Raw genomic sequence first — 18,889 nt, forward strand, 5'->3', positions numbered from 1 at the left:
CTATTATATAGGTATTAAAAAAAAAGGGCGTTATTCCCTAAAATTAAGAAATAACATCCTAAATTTTTAATGTAATGCCCACTTACGAATCGCTTTTGCTACCCCATCTTCTTCGTTTGTTGCAGTGACCCAGTCGGCTACTTTTTTTACAGCCTCCTGAGCATTGCCCATTGCAACCCCAAGACCAGCAGCTTTAATCATCGCCAAATCATTAAGAGAGTCACCGGCAGCCATTACATTTTTCATCTCAATACCAAGCCTTTGGCAGACCAATTCCAATCCCTTTGCTTTCGTGATTCCCTTAGGATTCACTTCAATATTTTTTAATGTAGAATTCGTAAGTTCAAATTCCCCTTTTGCTTCCAGCTCCTTTAAGATCAATTCTCTTGTCGCATCATCATCAATCGTAAAGCCAAATTTCAGCCATTCTTTCGTATGTAAGTCTTCCGGCATTTCATTGTTCCAATTTCGTTCCGTATTGATTGCCCAAAATTTGGTGTTATGCTGTTTGGATAACTCCCACATCCATTGAATCAGTTCTGCTTTCACAAGTTTTCTTTCCACCAGCTCGCGTTTTTCATCCCAAATTTCACTTCCGTTTGCTGTGACAAGGTAGGATGTCAGCTGAAGTGAATCGGCATGATCCCGGCTCGTGTGGATAGACCGCCCGGTGCTTAGAACGACGAATATACCTTGTTCCTGTGCTTCTTTAATCGCCTGCCTGTTCCTTCGGAGATTTGCCCTTTATTATTCAGCAATGTTCCATCCATATCGAGTGCAATTAGTTTAATATCCACATCTTGTTTAAAATTTTCCATGCTGGTAAACGCCCCCTTATGCATTTTCCTTTCTTAAGGGTAACAAAACATTCCGACATTATCAAAAATACTGTTTTTGCAAAGAAGGGTGACAAGCACTTATTTGGTGCCTGTCACCCTTCTTCTTTTCCTTTTGACCAGCTGATAGCTGATGAATGCGATATAGAGCGGGATGGCAACGTAAATGAAGTATGGAAAGCGATGATGTTCCTTTTTGAATACTATGTAGATCGCATAGCCAAGAAAGGCTGTAATAATGATTCCGTATTTTGGAAGTGGAACTTCTTTCAAACTTGGAATTTTAATCGTGCTGACCATTAAGATGCAAATTGCAAAAAAGGCAATTGGAAGAATGATGGACGGCATTTTTCCATGGAACAGTGTTAAAAAAGTCAAGATCCCTCCACCTGCGGTAATCGGAACACCAGAAAAATACTTTAGCGATTGCTTAACGGCATTGATATTAAACCGGGCCAAACGGTATGCACCAAATAACGGAAACAATCCGGAAATGGCCATCCCAATCACGCCAAATTGAGCAAAATACGCATAATACGCCATCATAGCCGGAGCAACACCAAAGGTGACAATGTCAGCAAGGGAATCCAATTCTTTCCCGAATTCGCTTTGAACCCTTAACATCCTGGCAAGCCGACCATCCATACTGTCGAGCATCATTCCAATTAAAATAAGAATCGCAGCGTTCCTATAATCTCCTATTGCCGAATACATAATGGATAAAAAACCAAAAAATAAATTAAAAAGCGTAAATAAATTAGGAATACTATTTCTTATAATATGTATCACTCCATTTTATAAGGTTAACAGATCATTAACCTTCGTGCTTTTCCCTCTTATTATAACGTTTTTCTTTATAATATTGGAAAAACCAAATGGCAACGGTCAGCCAAAATCCGCTTGCCAAGTATCCTCCAATAATATCACTAGGATAGTGCACCCCCAAATAAACCCTGCTGATCCCAATCCCTAAAATCATCACCGTACTAAAAATAATCAGCAAAGTCCTTCCCCATCTACTCGGGATGTGGCGCCAAAGCAAAAAGGATAGAATCACATACACAGTAAAAGCACTCATAGCATGGCCGCTAGGAAAACTGTATCCGGTTGCCTCAATCAGGCGATGAAGGTGAGGACGTGTCCGCCTGAATAGATGTTTTAAAATTTTATTTAAAACAGCTGTGCCGCCCAGTGCCCCGATAAATAAAATTAATTCTAACCGATGGTGCAAGACCTTGTACAGGAAAAAAATCAGACAAAGACTGAGAACGATGACAAAAGGAGTAGAACCAATAAATGTTAGCAATTTCATCAAACTGGTCAAATACGGCGATTCTAATCCTTGAATTTGATCAATCAACGTCCGGTCAAAGCTGATAATTTTATGATCGCTGATGAAAAGGGAAATCAAACTAAAACCCACAATGCAAAAAACGCTAATGATAAATGCAAGCAGAAGGTGCATTTTTAAATTCATTGGCAGACTCCCTTCAAAATCATTTTATTAAAAACATAACATAATTTCATCATGAAACCAAAAAAATTCCGAAAAAGCTGCTGAAGAATTCAGCCGCCATACTTTCATATGTTATTTCACTTGATAAAGATAGATTCTCCAGGCAGAATCTTTTTGGTCGAATGCCTTTTTAAATTGCAACCCATCTTCCTCGGCATTAAGAATAGGTACGGAAGAAAAAATATATTGCCCACCCATGCTCTTAAATACCTTTGTATTGAGTTCCAAATGATGAATTACTACTTGTGATGTCTTTTTAAACATATACTGTTTCCCTAGTTCTGCAACAAAGAGATAACATCTGCCGCCCCATTGATCAAAGTATCTTTTCAATGTCGGACTTTTATCCAATTCCTTGGCAATGATTTTTCTAAATTGATGCTTGTACGACAATGGATAAAAATTATTGTACGTATCAAGTGTATAAAAACCATTATATTGGGCAATCGCCGGATAAAGCCCAATACTTGCTACACGGTAGCTGCTTTTGGGCTTGCCGATGTAATCGGCAATTTCTTCAAATTGCTTTTGGGCATAAAATTGTTTAAATGTTGGCGTACCAGCTTCCCGATAATAAATTTCGTTATTATTCATGAAAACTACGACAAGCTGTGCAGTGACACAGAGCCAGACAATGTACTTCCACCATTTTCCCTTTTTCCACAAAATATATAAACCAACGGCAAACATTAAATAAATAATCAACGGTCTTAGGAAATGGAACCTGGAAAAGTTAAACGTCCTAAGTAAGGATACATGTGCCTTTATAGGTTCCCATCCTTTATAGAACCAAAAGGCATACCAGACAGAAAGAACGAAGTTTAGGATGAATAAGGAAAGATATCTTTTCTCAAGCAAACCTTTGTCCTTATACTTCATAATGACCAAAACTAAAAAGGACAGCGGGACAATCACATATGTATGAAGTGTCAGAACATGGGTATGTCCATAAAAATAATTCTTAAACACCAACCTGACTGTAGACATGAAACGAAGGATAGATTCCTCAAACTCATCGCGGTTTGTTAGGCCCTGCGGAACAATTAGCGAATAAACAAGACGATATTCAATTAATAAATAAATGGCCGTCATGAGGGCAATACTTCCAAGAAAAGCACCGTTAAATCGCTTTTTCACCCAAACATCCCGCAACCATAAAAGACCCATCGCTGTCAGGAAAAAGAAAAATCCGAGCACAAAGCTGGAATAAAACGGCAGCAATATAATCGTCAACCATTCTTTCCAAGTCTGACTCCCTTCCCTAATCGCTAAAAATGCCCAAAGTGCCAAAGGCATCCCTAATGTACTCAGCATGCCCGACGGCCAAAATGGTGTTAGAGCAAATGCAAGGGATACCCAAACACGGATTGGGTAGGCATCGGGTGAGGTGACAAAATACCTTCTTAACAAAAGGTACATGCCCAAAAACGCAAATACACGAGTGATCAATTGGCTAATGGAAAAAGCAAGCATCGAAGGAAACAGGTTATGCAGCCATTCAATTCCACTAAATTCTGTTCCAAAGGCATAGCGAGGCAACCCGTTAATGATTTGCGGAATAACAGAATGAATGCTGCCGAACAGCTGGCCGCTATCCTTTAATACTTTGTACCAAGCAATATTGGAATCTAAATTATCGTGTACCCGGATATGAGAATTTTCTCCGAGAATAAACAGCGGTGATACATAGACGGCTAATAGAATCCAGGCCAGCCATAAATGGTATTTTTCCTGCCGCCAAAACTTCGCTAATTTTCGCACTTACAAAACACAACCTTCAAATTTTACTAAAAAAGAAGTATTTAGATAAAAAAACAGGAATGGTACCAATATGTCATTGGTACCCAAGAATGTAACTATTTATTGATAGGAACCATCTCATCAATCCTGACACAAGAAAGTCCTTTAGTCGCCATTAGAGGCAGGGCATCCTTTAAGGCATCGATCGTATAGAGGGGGGCATCGGAATCAGCCCCCGGCGTTTCCCCGCAGTCATGCAGGAGGATCACATCCCCGCCTTTTATTTTGTTAAGTAATTTCTTTTTTATTTTAGCACTTCCTCCTTTAGATTTCCAATCTTCAGCCATAACAGACCAAAGAATGATGCGATATGACTTGAGCATAAAAAAATCGCCTAAATTTAATAGACCCCATGGCGGTCGGTAAATGGAAGGGCGCTCCCCTGTGATTTGTTCAATAATGGCTGCTGTTTGATCGACGCCTTTGCGGACCTTCCATGGTGACATCAGCCAGTTGGATTGATGAATGTAATTATGAATTCCTATTTGGTGGCCTTCTCGTTTCATTCTTATAAGCAATTCAGGATACTTCTCTGCCCGTGATCCAACAACAAAAAAAGTTGCTTTTATATCATGCTGTTTCAGTAAATCTAACAGGATGGGGGTATAAGTAGGGTGTGGGCCGTCATCAAATGTGAAGGCAATTTTTGTTGAATTACAACGATATCGCAACACACCAATTTCAAACCCAAAAGTAAGCAGAAAAGGTAAAGCTGTGTATAATAATAAAACAATGATAACACTAATAATGACTACGACCATTTACGTTCACCCTCATTAATTTCTAAAGGAATGCTTAGCGGTAAAAGGTAAACATGACGGAAGATCAATTTCGTTAAATGCTTGAACTCTTTCCATCGGGAAGCGGGCAATATTCCTGGCTTTTCTCGCACAATTAATGGAATGAACGATAACATCGACAGCTTCCAGTGCTGATGTCTTCGATTGCAAGATCCGAGATTGTTGTTTCATTGTTTCTAAAAGATCTGAATGATTCATTGCCCGTTCAATTTTTACTAATAAGTCCTGTTCATTTTCCGCAAGAATAGCCAAACCAGCATTGACTAAATAATTCGCATTGTCTTCTTCCTGTCCAGGAAGAGGACGGTAAATAACTAACGGCAATTCCATCGCCATGGCTTCCGAAGTAGTGACCCCACCAGGCTTTGAAATCATGACATCAGACACAGCCATCAATTCGTGGACATTTTCACAATATCCCATGATTCTAATCGAGTGTTGCGACCATTTCAATTCCTCTTGCAATTTCTTGTGCAGCTTTTTATTTCGGCCGCAAACCACAACGATCTGCACCTCTTTCGGCAGTTGTTCCAAAGCCTGAAACGTCGATAAACCTTTGCCAATGAAGCCATCGCCGCCACCCATAATTAAGATGGTAAAGCTTTGCGAATTTAAGCCATATTTTTGCGCCAACATTTTTCGGGATTGGGCTTTGTTAAATTTCTGCCGAATCGGAATACCGGTGCAATGAATGATGTCCGGTTCAACTCCTAATGAGATTAAACGCTGCATTACGTCCTCAGAACCAACAATATACTGATCAGTGTATGGATGAATCCAATAAGAATGATCGGTGAAATCAGTGATGATGGTAATGATCGGAATATGGATTAATCCTTGTTCTTTAAGTTTTGACATCATACCAGCCGCAAATGGATACGTACTGACAATAGCTGAAGGATTCATTTCTCTTATGATTTCTAGCATCGAACCAAGACCCAATGTAAATAATGTATTCAACTTGATAGATAAAGAATTTCGTTCACGTGTTCGTTTATAAAGATAACTGTATACTTTCGGAAAACGTTTTATAACTCTTTTATAAACATAAGTGCTTATAGGGTAAAGATGCGGGTGAAGCCATTCCATTATATCTAAATGAATAGGTTCGAAATTTGGAAGAGAATTTTCGACAGCTTCGCCTATTGCATTGGCCACTTGTTTATGCCCATCGCCAAATCCGGCAGAAAGAATCAGAATTTTTTCCTTGTCTTTTTTATTCATACGTAAAACAAACTCCTTATGCATGATTTTCCCTTCCTGTATATCATTGTTTTCATTTACCTAAGTGCCCCATTTTTACCCTTTGAACCGATAACCTGCACCCCAAACCGTTTCAATATATTGCGGATTTGAAGGATCTGTTTCAATCTTTTCACGGATTTTTCGAATATGAACCGTCACAGTGGAGATATCACCAAGGGAGTCAAACCCCCATAACCGTTCAAATAACTGCTCTTTACTAAATACATGGTCTGGATGTAAAGCGAAAAATGTTAAAAGGTCAAACTCTTTCGCAGTAAAAACAACTTCCCTGCCGTTGACAAAAACCCGTCTGGATGATTGATCAATCTTAAGACCTCGAAACATAATCAACTCTGATTGTGATTCCTTGCTAATCAGTCTTTGATAACGTGCCAAATGTGCTTTCACTCTAGCAACGAGCTCACTAGGACTGAACGGTTTGACAATATAATCATCTGCGCCCAATCCCAGTCCGCGAATTTTATCAATATCTTCTTTTTTGGCTGATACCATGAGAATGGGAATATCTTTTTCCGTTCGGATCGCTTTGCAAATTTGAAATCCGTCTGTACCAGGAAGCATAAGATCAAGCAAGATTAAATCTATTTCTTCTGATAAGGCTTTTTCTAGACCTTCATCGCCTGTTAAAGCTATATCAACCGAAAATCCGTCAATTTCAAGATAGTCACGTTCAAGTTCCGCAATACTTTTGTCATCTTCAATAATTAAAATCCGTTTCACTTTGTTCACCTGCTTTTTTTAACGTAAAAAGGATGGTCGTTCCCTTGCCAAGCTCACTCTCAGCCCAAATGGAACCGTGATGTTCCTCAATAATCCGCTTAGCAATCGACAGTCCTAGACCACTGCCGCCCTTTTCCGTTCCTCTGGCCTGATCAGCGCGGTAAAACCTGTCAAAGATTAATGTTAAATTTTCTTTCGCGATTCCTGGACCGTTATCGGTCATTTGGAAGAGAATATGAGAATCCAAGGAAGATAAATGGAACGTCAGATGTTTGTCCACCTTATCGTTATATTTCAAGGAATTATCAACGATATTGGTAATGACCCGTTTTATATGTTCCCGGTCACCGATTATCAAATAATCGCCCTTTTCGATTGTTAACTTGATTTCAACCTGTTTTTCCTCTAAGTCAAAACGAAGCTCTTCGACATAATCCTCAAGATAATGATCAAAATGAATTCTTTCAAATTGGAATGGAAGCCGCTGCAGATCCAGTTTGGAATAAAGAAATAATTCATCAATCATGCGGTCCAAGTCCTTAGCTTTTGTAAAAATCGTTTGAATGTATCTGTCCATCTTTTCCGGACTGTTGGCTATACCATCGCGTATCCCTTCAACATACCCCTTTATGGTTGTAATCGGGGTCTTTAAATCGTGAGAAATGTTTGCGATCAATTCTTTTCGATTTTCTTCATAAGCAATCTGCTTTTCAATTGAATCCTTCAATCTGATTCGCATTTCTTCAAATCCTTGGGCAAGCTGCCCCAATTCATCCTTTGATTTAACCTTAATCGGAATGGTAAGATCCCCTTCCTTCATCCGTTTTGCTGCTTTTTGCAGTTCACGAACCGGACGGATGATACTTCTTGAAACAAAATAGGTCAAGAGTCCATTGGTCAAAACGAGGATGATAATTAAAGCAATAAATAAAATCGGAAATGAGGAGCGGACAAATTTGGCAAAACTATTGGCATTCGTGATAAAAAACAGCGATCCTTCGGAATCATCCGGATAATAAAAGTCAATTTTTTGGATGGATACAAATTGATCATTTAATTTTTTTACAGCATCAATATCACCATAAAATCCGAAAGCCGGAAGTTCGTCCGTATCCATACCTTTTAAGGCCGGAGAGAGATAAATAACATGCTGTCCTTTCCTTACCACTAATTCAAAATTTCCCATTTTATTAAGCTTTCGGTCAAGATTTCGTAAATAATCCTGGTTCGAAAACTGTCCGGGATGTTTCAATGTGTTTTTTTGTAAATCTATAAAAAATTGTTCGTGTTTAGAAATATGATGGTGCTCTTCCGGAGGAAGATAAATATTCAGCAGTTCCATGATATCACCTTTGAACAGCAAGGCAACCAAAAGAGCAGATACCACCACAAAAAAAACCGGTACAAGAATCATTGCAAGATAAGATAATAAAAGTCTAAGCCGTATGGACATCCATTCCACAACTTTCCCTTATGAGAATTCTTATTGGCTAAATTTTATCATAGCCCAAAGATGAATGTTCGTAAATAGCATAGTCAACCTGACTAAACAAACCATTAATCAAATCTTAATATTTTCTTAAATCTTGTCTCCCTGGAAGCGAGACATCTTTCATTTACATAATTTTCACATCATCATGAAACACTAAACATTAGTTTGGAAAATCGTAGAATATAAGAATCGATCTAGAGGTGGCACACAGTGCATGAAAATTCATGGATGTCAGTTGGCAAGCCGGAGCAAAGAATTGATGCAATGGAAAAAGCAGCTGGAACCGTTACATATGTTGGGGATTTTAATGCTCCCGGCCTCCTTCATGCTAAATTGGTCACTAGCACTGAGGCACATGCCAACATACAATCAATTGATGATTGAGGCCATTTTAAACGATCCATCTTTATTGGTATGAACACCGTTCGTTTGAAGGATGTGAATGTTTTTGGAAATGCAGAAACCAAAAAAATCCTATTTACCCTTCCGCATGAATATCGTTTTTTTTGTTGTCTTTATCCTGTTTTCGATCTTAATTTTAAGACTTGGATGGATTCAGATCGTTCAGGGTGAAAACTATCGACGGGATTTAGACCGAAAAGAGGATTATACCGTAACAAATCCTGTACCTAGAGGAAAAATGTACGATCGAAAGTTTAGGGTTATCGTCGATAATGTTCCACGAAAAGCGATTACCTTTACAAATGAAGGTTTCAGCCAAAACGAGATGCTGGAAACTTCCAAGAAACTCGCCGAATTAATTGATCAAAAAATCGACAAAATCACTGACCGGGACATGCGGGATTTCTGGATATTAAAAAACCCCGAACGTGCCACTGCCAAAATAACCAAGAAGGAACAGGCGTTATTTGCCGCAAATCAATTATCTGATAAAGATCTCTATCATTTGAAATTAGAACGAATAACTTCCAGAGAATTACAGGAACTCACCAACGAAGAACTCGAGGTTCTGGCCATCTATCGGATTATTAGCAGTGGTTACAAATATACAACACAAATCATTAAAAAAGACGGCGTAACGGACAAAGAATTTGCCCTGGTTAATGAAAACTTGCGAAATCTACCTGGGGTAGATACTACGACCGACTGGGATCGGTCATATCCGTTTGAAAATACCTTAAAGTCTGTTTTAGGAAATGTGTCCAATTCAGATGAAGGACTGCCTGCTGATCAATTAAATTACTATTTGGCCAGAGGTTACAGTCGGAATGACCGAATTGGAAAAAGTCAATTAGAAGCTCAATATGAGGGGGTCCTTCGCGGGAATAAATCGAAAGTCAAGAATCTAACGGATCATACAGGCACAGTGGTTGAAACACAAACAGTCTATAACGGCGAAAAAGGAAAAGATCTTGTGTTAACCATTGACATGGATTTACAAAAAGCAGTCGATAAAATCGTTGAAGAAGAGCTTTGGGCGGCCAAAAAACAGCCGGGGACCAACTTGACGGACCGGGCCTATGTCGTCTTAATGAATCCGCATACCGGAGAAATTTTAGCTATGTCCGGAAAAAAAATTGTTACCAATAAAAATACCGGCCAGCCAGAAATGGAAGATGACGCTATGGGCACTTTTACTACTACATATAATGTCGGTTCTGTCGTCAAAGGAGCGACCATTTTAACAGGCTACAAAACAGGAGCCATTTCCACTGGAACTATTTTCAATGATGCCGGGATCAAAATAAAAGATACACCGCTTAAAAAATCTTATATCTATATGGGAAACATTAATGAAATCGATGCGCTAAAAAAATCATCCAATGTCTATATGTTTCACACCGCCATCAGAATTGGAAATGGACATTACGAATATAACAAACCATTAGATTTGGATACAAAAGCATTTGATACAATTCGCAATTCTTTTGCCTCCTTCGGTCTGGGAACAAGAACAGGAATCGATTTACCGAGTGAACAAATAGGTTTTAAAGGATCAAGCAAGCTCCCTGGTTATTTGCTCGATCTTGTAATTGGCCAGTACGATACCTATTCTACTATGCAGCTAGCCCAATATGTCTCAACGATTGCCAACGGAGGCTACCGAATGCAGCCCCATATTGTAAAACAAATCCGCCTCCCTGCAGAAGGAAAGGAAGAAATAGGTCCTGTTAATCAAGTCATTAACCCTGCCATATTGAATAGGATTGATGCAAAACATAACTGGATTTATCGTGTCCAATTAGGCTTTAAAAAAGTCATGCAGGAAGAAGGAGGTACCGCATATAAATATTTCAAAGGTGCAGACTATTCTCCTGCTGGCAAAACGGGTACAGCGGAAGCGTTCTATGACGGACCGCTCCGTAATCATTTTGGCAAAGAGCCGCCTCAGGTAATGAATTTAAGCCTTGTGAGTTATGCCCCAAGCTACGATCCAGAAATCGCTTTGGCCGTATTAGTGCCATGGGCCTATCAGGGAAAGGAAGATCATAAAGCCAACCTCAAAATTGGCCGCAGAGTGTTAGATGTCTATTTTCAAATGAAGAAAAAACCATAAGGGAGCCTGTGTAACGGGCTCCTTCTATTGTATTGATTGATCATTCTTTCCGCTGTAATACTGATTTAACAGCTTTCTCAATCTCTATATAGCTGGTACAGCGGCAAATATTGGATTCAAGCCACTCCCTGATCGTTTGATCATCTGCATCCGGGTGCTGCTCTATTAATGCTTGACAATTCATAATAAATCCGGGTGTGCAATATCCGCACTGAAAAGCAAAGTTTTCAACAAAAGCCTGCTGGATGGGGGAATTTTTCAGCCCTTCGATAGTCGTAACTTTCTTTCCAATCGCTTCCACACCCAGCATGAGACATGATTTCATCGGCCAGCCATCCACGTTTACAGTGCAAGCGCCGCAATCGCCATTTAGACACCCGGGCTTTGCACCTGTCAAACCAAGCTTGCGAAGGGTATATAAAAGCGTGTCTGCCGGCCTAACCGTGACGATTCGCTCTTCTCCATTAACATGAAGCGTAATCGAATACTCCACTCTCCATCTCCTCCCGGCATTTAGATTCTTTCTTTTTCCAGCTTATAAAGCGCATCCGTTAATATATTCCTAAATACAAATAAACGGTAATCAGCCGATCCTTCAACATCATCCAAAATCGGCCGTGGTAAAACACGGAGAGCTGCTTCCACCCTTGCTTCAATCGATTGCCCGCTGTTTAGCGCTATTTCAACCTCTTTTGAACGAAAGGGAAATGGACAAAGACCGCTGACAGCTACCCGAACCTTCTCATCTATTTTTAATGCCGCAACTGTAATAAGCGGATAACCGGTTTCCCATTGCTGCCGGCGCTTTATAGCGAAAAATGGTGCCCTGATAAATCGGCTTTCGGTGATGGTCTGAACAAGTAGTTCTCCCCTATTCAATAAAAGTTGTTCATGAAAAATCTCATGAATGGGTACGGCTTTTTTTCCTTCAGGTCCGACAATTACTACTTGGGAGTCAGCAAGTAAAAATGGCAGAACAGCCTCACGGTAGAAGATTCGAGCACAAATATTACCGCCTAATGTGATCTTTACGCGCGCCGTGTGGTCCGCTATTTCACTGGCTGTTTTTGTTAACAGAGGAAACAGATTGGTTTCTTCTATTTCCGTTAATGTAAGTGTGCTTCCAAGCAGCAATTGTCCCCCGTTCAAAGACATTACCCTGCAATCGGCGATTTCCTTAATATCAATAACAGCTTCCGTATAGGCTAAGTCAATTCTGCCAAGTGTAATCAGCTCGGTTCCACCTGAAAAAAACATCGGCTGTTTGCCATTATGATCCAGGTATTGGAATAATTCAACAGCTTCCTCAAGTGTATCCGGTTTAAAATAATCAAAATCAAAGGGGAGCACCGTTCGCAGCCTCCTTTGCCCGCCAGATCAGTTCCGGTATTAGCGGCAGGTGATGAAGCGATACACCGGCTGCAATTGATAAAGCATTTCCTAGTGCTCCGGGCATCCCCATCACACCATGTTCCCCAAGCCCGCGGGCACCATATGGCCCATCAATCTGGGGTGTCTCTACAAATCCAACCAAATATCTTGGATTTTCTCCATACCTTAACGGACGATAAGTACGCAGCTGTGGATTTAACACGCGACCAAGCTTATCAAAATAAAAAGTTTCCCTGCTGGCAAATGCTAAGCCCATGCTCATCGCACCCATTACCTGGCCCTCTGCCATTTTTTGATTCATCACCCTTCCGCAGTCAACAACGGTTGCTGCCGTCAATAGCTGATAAGTATAATCACGAAGATCAAATTCAACCTCTACACCATAGGCTGCAACTGTCCACTCCGGCCCCGGCCTGCCTTCTCCTGTTTCAGGGTCCAAATTCGATATATGTCTTAGAACATAGTGACCTCTTCCGATAATTTGCCCGCCAACTGAATTCCCGTTCGGATATTTATAGCCGAAGCTAATATCTTTAAAATCCAGGCCGATGGAAGGGTCATCTCGCAAGAATACACGGCTGTTTGCAATTTCTAAATCTTCCTTTGGCGCCCTTAAGACACAGGAAGCAATTTCTTTCAGCTGTACAATCACATCTTCTGCTGCATTTAGCACCGCCCTGCCAGACATAAAAGTCCCACGGCTTGCCACTGTTTTCCAATGCTGTGGAGTCGTTTGTGTATCTACTTCCATCCGGACATGAATTTTATTGACATCCATTTTTAACCGTTCTGCCAGAATTTGCGCGAGAACCGTTTTCGTTCCGGTTCCAATTTCGATCACACCTGCCATAAGATTAATGCTGCCATCCCGGTTAAAAGTCAGAATGGCTCCAGACGGGGCATTGGCATCTATTGTTGATGTTTTCCAGCTGCAACTGACTCCTTTTACGCGAATCAGCCGGTCGTTTACCCGGGAAATGGCCCCTTCATCCCATTTAATGAGTTCCCTTACTTTTTCAATGCATTTTTGCAAGTTGCCAACATTGCTTTTATTTAACAGAACCCTTGTCGGAGTCGTGTCACCTGGCATAATGGCATTTATATATCGAAGCTCTAACGGGTCCATGTTCAGTTTCTGTGCCAAAAGATCCATCGTCCGTTCAATCGCGAAGGACAGTTCTGAATGGCTAAAGCCTCTGAAAGGCGCTGCATAAGGATGATTCGTATACATGCAATAGGAATCACACCATACATTGTCAACCCGGTATGGTCCTGTGCAGTCAACGGCTCCTGCTCTTGTTACATCGATGGCTTTATCGGAATACGCGCCCCCATCCCATAAAAAAATAATTTCTGCAGCCTTTAACTTACCTTGCCGATCTGCGCCTAATTTAACAGTTGCATCAAGACCGATATGACATGGAGAGGTGAGTATATCTTCTTCTCTCGTATTTAATATTTTTACCGGCCTCCCACCGACTTCCTTCGAGGCCAAATAGGCAAGAACCTCCAACTGTACCGATGCCTTTCCCCCGTACGCACCGCCTACCAGCGGTGTGCGAACAATAATCTTTCCTAATTCAATATTAAAGTAGTCCGAGAGTAATTGTTTAACCATAAAAGGGGCCTGTGATGAGGTCATAATCTGAACTGTTCCATCAGGCTCGATTTCCGCAATGGCACATCTTGTTTCCATTGCTGCATGGTCGGAAGGAGCGAAGGAAAAGCTTGCTTCAACAATCGTTTCACTCTCTCGCCAGCCCAACTCCATATTTCCTTTGCGAATTTTAATATGGGTGGCGATGTTGGTGCCAGGTACCGGATGGGAATCTTCTTCCTTTTCATATTCCCCTAAACGCTCATGAACGAGCGGAGCGTTTTTTTCAAATGCCTGAGTTGGTGAATTCACGACTGGAAGAAGTTCATATTGTACTTGGATCAGGTCTGCAGCTTGCTTGGCTTGGGCAGGCGTATCAGCCACGACAAGGGCAACGGGTTCTCCATGATAGCGTACTTTATCAACGGCAATCGGCGGGCGGTCGCGAATCGATTCACCTACTAATGGAAAGTGTTTTCCTGCAATAATTGCTCTGACTCCCGGTACCTTCCAGGCCTCTTGTGTATCGATACTGACAATTCTCGCATGACCGTATGGACTGATGACGATTTTTCCCGAAAGCATATGAACAGTTTGATAATCATCGGTATACATTGCTCTGCCTGTCACCTTGTCTAATGCATCCTTACGAATCACACTTTTTCCGATAACGTCCAAGATTTATCCCTTCCTTCCCCTGAGGATTTCCCAATTATTGACAATCAATCGATAATCCTCTGGTGTATCCACATCAAAAAAATAGTCGTCTTCTGCCGTAATCAGTTTCCCCGACCCAGAAAGCAATTTTCTTGCTCCTTGATCACCATTAAGCTTTAAGACAGCCGGGAACAGGCATTTTGCCAAGAGAACAGGCGGTTTAGGGATTCCTTGATGTAAACAAGCGATAAATGGCGCGAAGGGAGAAATATGAAACTCATCTATTAATTGATTAATTAGTTTAGAAGGTACTAGCGGCTGATCACCGAGGATCACGATCACACCTGCTGCATTTTGTTTTTGTGCTTCCTTAATTCCTGCTTTCAGTGAAACGCTTTGACCTTTATAGGCATTCTCACATTCTAGAAGTTTATCAATCTTTTGATTGGAAAAGGAAGCTAACCAATGTAACGGACTATCCCTCTTTGTTACGATCATAATTTTTTGAAGTTTGGATTGTAATGCTTCCGTAAGGGCCATACTTCCCAAATACGAATCCCCAAGGGGTAAATTTAATTTATTGCAGCCCATTCTTCGGCTGCTGCCGGCTGCGAGATAAATCCCAATTAATTCTGCGGCGTCCATACAAGTTCCGTACTTGCCCGAATAAATTTTCTCCAAACTTCAATCATTTCCGCTACAATACTGACAGCAATTTCAGCCGATCCTTTTGCTCCAATCGGTACACCAATTGGGGCGGAAATCCAATCGGGAATATTTTCGCCGTAGAGCAGCCGTTTTGTTCTTTCCTTTGGCCCTAATATTCCTAAATATTTTATATTCTCTGAAAGTAATACCGATAAAATTTCCCTATCCTTTTGAAAATGGTGTGTCATAATAGCAGCAAAATCATTAGGGGTAAATGTAATCTGTTTCATTATTTCCTTAGGATCCCCCAAAATCAGCCGTTCGGCCTTCGGGAAATTGTCTTTCGTGCAAAAACTTTCCCTCCAATCGCAGACATAAACAAAAAACCCTGTGTCCGCCGCCAAATTCACAAGTGGCTGGACATCAGGTCCCGCCCCGAATACAAACAACCTTGGCTTAGGCAGGTAAGTATGCAGAAATATCTGCAAATCTGAGGATATACCGCTTTTTACATTTAAATGGCTTGCCGGAATTGATCCTGACCAAATTCCAAACGGCTTTTCAACTTTAGATAGAAATATATACTCTCCTAAATGTTCAAGACTTTTCAAACAGAGCACAGGAGATTCTCGAACCAGCAGCTCTTTCAAATGAATCAAATCCGCTTGCAGTTTATTAGAAACCGGCTCCAGCAAAATATCAATCGCTCCATTGCAGCCAGCTCCTTGCCCCCAACCAAGGTCATCCTCGGCAAACAAATCGTATTGAACCATCATCGGCTTCTCTGTTTCCATAACCTCTTCTGCCCGAAGCGCTAAATCGGTTTCCAAACAGCCGGCACTCAAGCTACCTGCCTGTTTGCCATCTTCCGAAAAAACCATCAAAGACCCTTCCCGTTTATAGGCAGACCCTTTCACGTTTATGATCGTTGCTAATACTTTTTTTCCAGGAAGAATGATGTCCTCAAAAATTTGATAAAAGTCCTCCATGGTATTCCCCCGCTTTGACAGTTCATTCCTACTCTATTTATATTAAAGGGGGAGCTATTCCTAGAATGGAAATTTCTAAAGGCAGCTTTCTTTAGTATTTAGCTAACAAACTTTTCGTTTCTTGATATAACGATACTTGAAATTGCTTATTCTCTATTTCAGGGGAAATATGAACCATTAGAACCTCATCTGGCAATGCGGGTTTCGTTTTAGTTCCAGGCTGAAAATAAGGAATTAATGCCGTAAGCTGCCCAGCCCACGCCGACTGCTACGATGTGGTGATGGTTCCTTTCTTAGACCAATTTTGAAATATTTCAATAACATTGGCTAAATAAGCATAACCTTCTGATAAAAATTCAATATGTAAATTCAAATCCTCTAATTTTCCTTTGCTTTTGTTTGCGATGAAATTAAATTTCAAGCTGTCAAGTGCATCCTGAACAATATTATTCGTATGATGTAATTCGATCAGAACTTCCCCTATTTCTTTTCCAAGAATATTGCCATATTGTTGATCAAGTCCGGTTTGAACCCAAGTCGAAACTTTTGTAATGGCTTCCGTCATTTTTTTTGCCAGATGCTGAAAGCTTTTCTCAGCTTGCTTGACGAAATTTGGAGGAAAAAAGAACATATGGAAAGCACAAGCGGTCAAAGCACCGATCAGGGTGTTGCGAAAACGATCAAATGGATAATCACCAGATTGGTGCCCTACGACGAAAATCAGCACAACTGCGAGTGCTGCGTGATGAATAGTTGATTCATCTAATCGCAAGGTTTTGGCAATAAATCCAGCAGCCAAAATAATAATCCCGAGTGTCCATACGGAAACATCCAGATAAGGCAATAAAAGTTCCGCAACAATAATGCCAATAACTGTTCCAGTGACACGGTGAATAGAATAAAGAAGCGATCGATTAATGGTTGTTTGCAAGCAAACGATAACAGTAGAAGGGGCCAAATAAGGATGATGGGAACCGAAAAACTTGGCAATTTCCCATGAAACAGCAGAGGGGATGGCCATCTTCCAAATCAAGATTGTTTTATAGACCATTTCCTCTTTCAGCTGCCGGTATGTTTGCATGATTATTCTCCCCCTATAAAGTGAAAAAGATATCTATAAAACCTATTTTTCCCTTTGGGGCAAAACATATCCTATTTTTATCTTTGTCTGGTTCTGTCGATTAATTTCTTAACATGTTCTTTTGGATCCCAGCAATTGAATTTGTAATGTGTTTTTGTTTCATATCCTAAACGGCTGCATTGATAGCGCATTCCTTTGTCTGACTTTTCGGCTTTAAAATGCCGGCACGTTGCACAACAATGGAAATCTTTCATTATTTCACCTTTTTTCCTAAACTATTAATCTTTCTTTCATAGTTTGTTAATATTTGTCCATTAGTATGAAGTACAGGTTCACCATGAACCTATAACCTCCGCCCCCCTTAACATAGATTTGTATGGTTACCCGGTTTGTAAGCCGGGTAATTTTTTTTGCAGTCATTTTTTACGTCACGTATACATCGCTTATTCCCTGTCAATAACAATATCAATTAAACAAATAGGTGGTATAGTTTATGAAGGGAATTTATTTCATTAACGATCAAATTCGTTTAAACGGACTCTCAAGAGAAGAAAGTCTCCTGCTGCAGAAAAATTCAATTAAAACATTGATGATGAATGAAAAAATACAGGCTGAAAAGCTAAATCCTAATCAAATTAACGAATATTACACAATCCCCCATGCTCTTCTTTATGATTTGAAAAAGGCAAATCTTTATTTCGATTGCTTCATTTACTATTCAGAAGAAGTCATGGAGGACTTTATTTTCAGCTATCCGGCAAAATGGCTGATCTTAAAAAGTTTTTTCAAAGAGACCATTAGAATCGAAAAGCAAAGCGGGCAAAATAGTCGTCAAATTATTTAGTGATCCGTTTGTTCCTGGAACTGCGATATACAATCGTCAGGCTAATAAAAAAAATAATCAGCACATAGATTCCGTATAAACTGAGAGAAAATAGTTTATGATCCTGAAACGATGCTCCTGCATAGGATAAAACAAAAATGTTTGGAATTTTTCCAATAACGGAAGCACAAAAGAAGGTATACCATTTCACCTTGCTTAATCCGCAAACGGAATTAAAGACTGGCGCCGGAATAACAGGAATTAATCTGCACAATAGGATCACCATAAAGGAATTGCGTTCAAGCAATTCCTCATATTCCTTGACTTTTGGATATTTCTGTATTTTCCGTTGGGCAAAATCGCGAAAACCATATCTGCATATAAAGAAAAATCCCATTGTTCCGGCCATTGCCCCAGTTAAGGAGATCAGCAGCCCATGTGCCGTTCCAAATACCGCTCCAATCACTCCTCCTAATACCGTAAAGGGAATGACAGGAAAAAAGACACAGATCGCTACAAATAACATGCTGACAAATATAGAGAGCATACCGCCTTCTTTAATAAGATGAAGGAGTTCCTCCTTTTGCCAAAATCCAATTGCAACAGTGATTAATAAAATACTAATACTTATAATTCTCTTATTCATCCATTTCCACCGTTCGTTCTATTTCTTCATTCGTGCTATTTTAAGTATAATGCGGATAATCGATAAATGAAACTACTATAAAAAACCTTCTATCAGTAAGATAAAAGG

General features: G+C 40.3%; 17 protein-coding genes and 1 pseudogene. 3 read left to right on the forward strand and 15 right to left on the reverse strand.

Annotated elements, in window-relative coordinates; translation table 11 throughout:
* Nucleotides 1-66: 66 nt before the first annotated feature.
* From BFU02S_RS03635 to BFU02S_RS03670, 8 genes and pseudogenes are all read right to left on the reverse strand, one after another.
* Nucleotides 67-842, reverse strand: a pseudogene (locus BFU02S_RS03635) (Cof-type HAD-IIB family hydrolase).
* A gap of 75 nt (nucleotides 843-917) precedes the next feature.
* Nucleotides 918-1,625, reverse strand: coding sequence for a CDP-diacylglycerol--serine O-phosphatidyltransferase (pssA, locus tag BFU02S_RS03640; protein WP_084360974.1), 708 nt, complete (start codon nucleotides 1,623-1,625; stop codon nucleotides 918-920).
* 25 nt (nucleotides 1,626-1,650) lie between these two features.
* Nucleotides 1,651-2,313 carry a phosphatase PAP2 family protein gene (locus tag BFU02S_RS03645; protein WP_066366697.1) on the reverse strand — a complete coding sequence of 221 codons (663 nt, stop codon included), beginning with the start codon at nucleotides 2,311-2,313 and terminating at the stop codon, nucleotides 1,651-1,653.
* A 111-nt stretch (nucleotides 2,314-2,424) separates the two neighbouring features.
* A complete protein-coding gene (locus tag BFU02S_RS03650; RefSeq protein WP_066366701.1) occupies nucleotides 2,425-4,113 on the reverse strand; it encodes a DUF6044 family protein in 1,689 nt (562 codons plus the stop codon).
* A gap of 95 nt (nucleotides 4,114-4,208) precedes the next feature.
* Nucleotides 4,209-4,913 carry a polysaccharide deacetylase family protein gene (locus BFU02S_RS03655; RefSeq protein WP_066366703.1) on the reverse strand — a complete coding sequence of 235 codons (705 nt, stop codon included), beginning with the start codon at nucleotides 4,911-4,913 and terminating at the stop codon, nucleotides 4,209-4,211.
* Between the two features lie 15 nt (nucleotides 4,914-4,928).
* Nucleotides 4,929-6,176 (reverse strand): MGDG synthase family glycosyltransferase, encoded by a 1,248-nt coding sequence (locus tag BFU02S_RS03660; RefSeq protein ID WP_066366766.1) that lies wholly within the window; start codon nucleotides 6,174-6,176, stop codon nucleotides 4,929-4,931.
* Nucleotides 6,177-6,251: 75 nt separating this feature from the next.
* A complete protein-coding gene (locus BFU02S_RS03665; RefSeq protein ID WP_174520325.1) occupies nucleotides 6,252-6,947 on the reverse strand; it encodes a response regulator transcription factor in 696 nt (231 codons plus the stop codon).
* Complete coding sequence (locus BFU02S_RS03670; RefSeq protein ID WP_235841976.1) at nucleotides 6,916-8,391, reverse strand: sensor histidine kinase; 1,476 nt, start codon at nucleotides 8,389-8,391, stop codon at nucleotides 6,916-6,918. The genes BFU02S_RS03665 and BFU02S_RS03670 overlap by 32 nt, the downstream gene beginning before the upstream one ends.
* A gap of 249 nt (nucleotides 8,392-8,640) precedes the next feature.
* On the opposite strand from BFU02S_RS03670, the gene BFU02S_RS16240 reads away from it, so the two are divergent.
* A complete protein-coding gene (locus BFU02S_RS16240) occupies nucleotides 8,641-8,814 on the forward strand; it encodes a hypothetical protein (protein ID WP_084360975.1) in 174 nt (57 codons plus the stop codon).
* 58 nt (nucleotides 8,815-8,872) lie between these two features.
* Nucleotides 8,873-10,948: a peptidoglycan D,D-transpeptidase FtsI family protein gene (locus BFU02S_RS03675; protein ID WP_066366716.1), complete on the forward strand. Its 2,076-nt coding sequence runs from the start codon at nucleotides 8,873-8,875 to the stop codon at nucleotides 10,946-10,948.
* A gap of 40 nt (nucleotides 10,949-10,988) precedes the next feature.
* Here BFU02S_RS03675 and BFU02S_RS03680 read toward each other — a convergent pair whose 3' ends face one another.
* The 6 genes from BFU02S_RS03680 to BFU02S_RS03705 all read right to left on the reverse strand — a co-directional run bounded on the left by BFU02S_RS03680 (nucleotide 10,989) and on the right by BFU02S_RS03705 (nucleotide 17,312).
* Nucleotides 10,989-11,441 carry a (2Fe-2S)-binding protein gene (locus BFU02S_RS03680; protein WP_066366719.1) on the reverse strand — a complete coding sequence of 151 codons (453 nt, stop codon included), beginning with the start codon at nucleotides 11,439-11,441 and terminating at the stop codon, nucleotides 10,989-10,991.
* A 20-nt stretch (nucleotides 11,442-11,461) separates the two neighbouring features.
* On the reverse strand, nucleotides 11,462-12,298 hold the full coding sequence (locus BFU02S_RS03685; protein WP_066366722.1) for an FAD binding domain-containing protein: 837 nt from the start codon (nucleotides 12,296-12,298) through the stop codon (nucleotides 11,462-11,464).
* A complete protein-coding gene (locus BFU02S_RS03690; protein WP_066366726.1) occupies nucleotides 12,285-14,615 on the reverse strand; it encodes a xanthine dehydrogenase family protein molybdopterin-binding subunit in 2,331 nt (776 codons plus the stop codon). Before BFU02S_RS03690 ends, BFU02S_RS03685 begins: the two co-directional genes overlap by 14 nt.
* A 3-nt stretch (nucleotides 14,616-14,618) precedes the next feature.
* Entirely contained in the window at nucleotides 14,619-15,239 is a 621-nt protein-coding gene (locus tag BFU02S_RS03695) for a nucleotidyltransferase family protein (protein WP_066366729.1), read from the reverse strand.
* Nucleotides 15,221-16,231 (reverse strand): XdhC family protein, encoded by a 1,011-nt coding sequence (locus tag BFU02S_RS03700; protein ID WP_066366732.1) that lies wholly within the window; start codon nucleotides 16,229-16,231, stop codon nucleotides 15,221-15,223. Before BFU02S_RS03700 ends, BFU02S_RS03695 begins: the two co-directional genes overlap by 19 nt.
* Nucleotides 16,232-16,499: 268 nt before the next feature.
* Entirely contained in the window at nucleotides 16,500-17,312 is an 813-nt protein-coding gene (locus BFU02S_RS03705) for an FUSC family protein (protein ID WP_066366736.1), read from the reverse strand.
* 493 nt (nucleotides 17,313-17,805) lie between these two features.
* On the opposite strand from BFU02S_RS03705, the gene BFU02S_RS03710 reads away from it, so the two are divergent.
* Nucleotides 17,806-18,156, forward strand: coding sequence for a hypothetical protein (locus BFU02S_RS03710; protein ID WP_066366741.1), 351 nt, complete (start codon nucleotides 17,806-17,808; stop codon nucleotides 18,154-18,156).
* On the opposite strand, the gene BFU02S_RS03715 is transcribed toward BFU02S_RS03710, so the two are convergent.
* Nucleotides 18,149-18,781 (reverse strand): TVP38/TMEM64 family protein, encoded by a 633-nt coding sequence (locus BFU02S_RS03715; RefSeq protein ID WP_066366742.1) that lies wholly within the window; start codon nucleotides 18,779-18,781, stop codon nucleotides 18,149-18,151. The genes BFU02S_RS03710 and BFU02S_RS03715 overlap by 8 nt on opposite strands.
* Nucleotides 18,782-18,889: the final 108 nt, after the last annotated feature.

The sequence above is a fragment of the Neobacillus fumarioli NBRC 102428 genome, assembly GCF_001591485.1.
Lineage (GTDB): Bacteria > Bacillota > Bacilli > Bacillales > Cytobacillaceae > Neobacillus > Neobacillus fumarioli.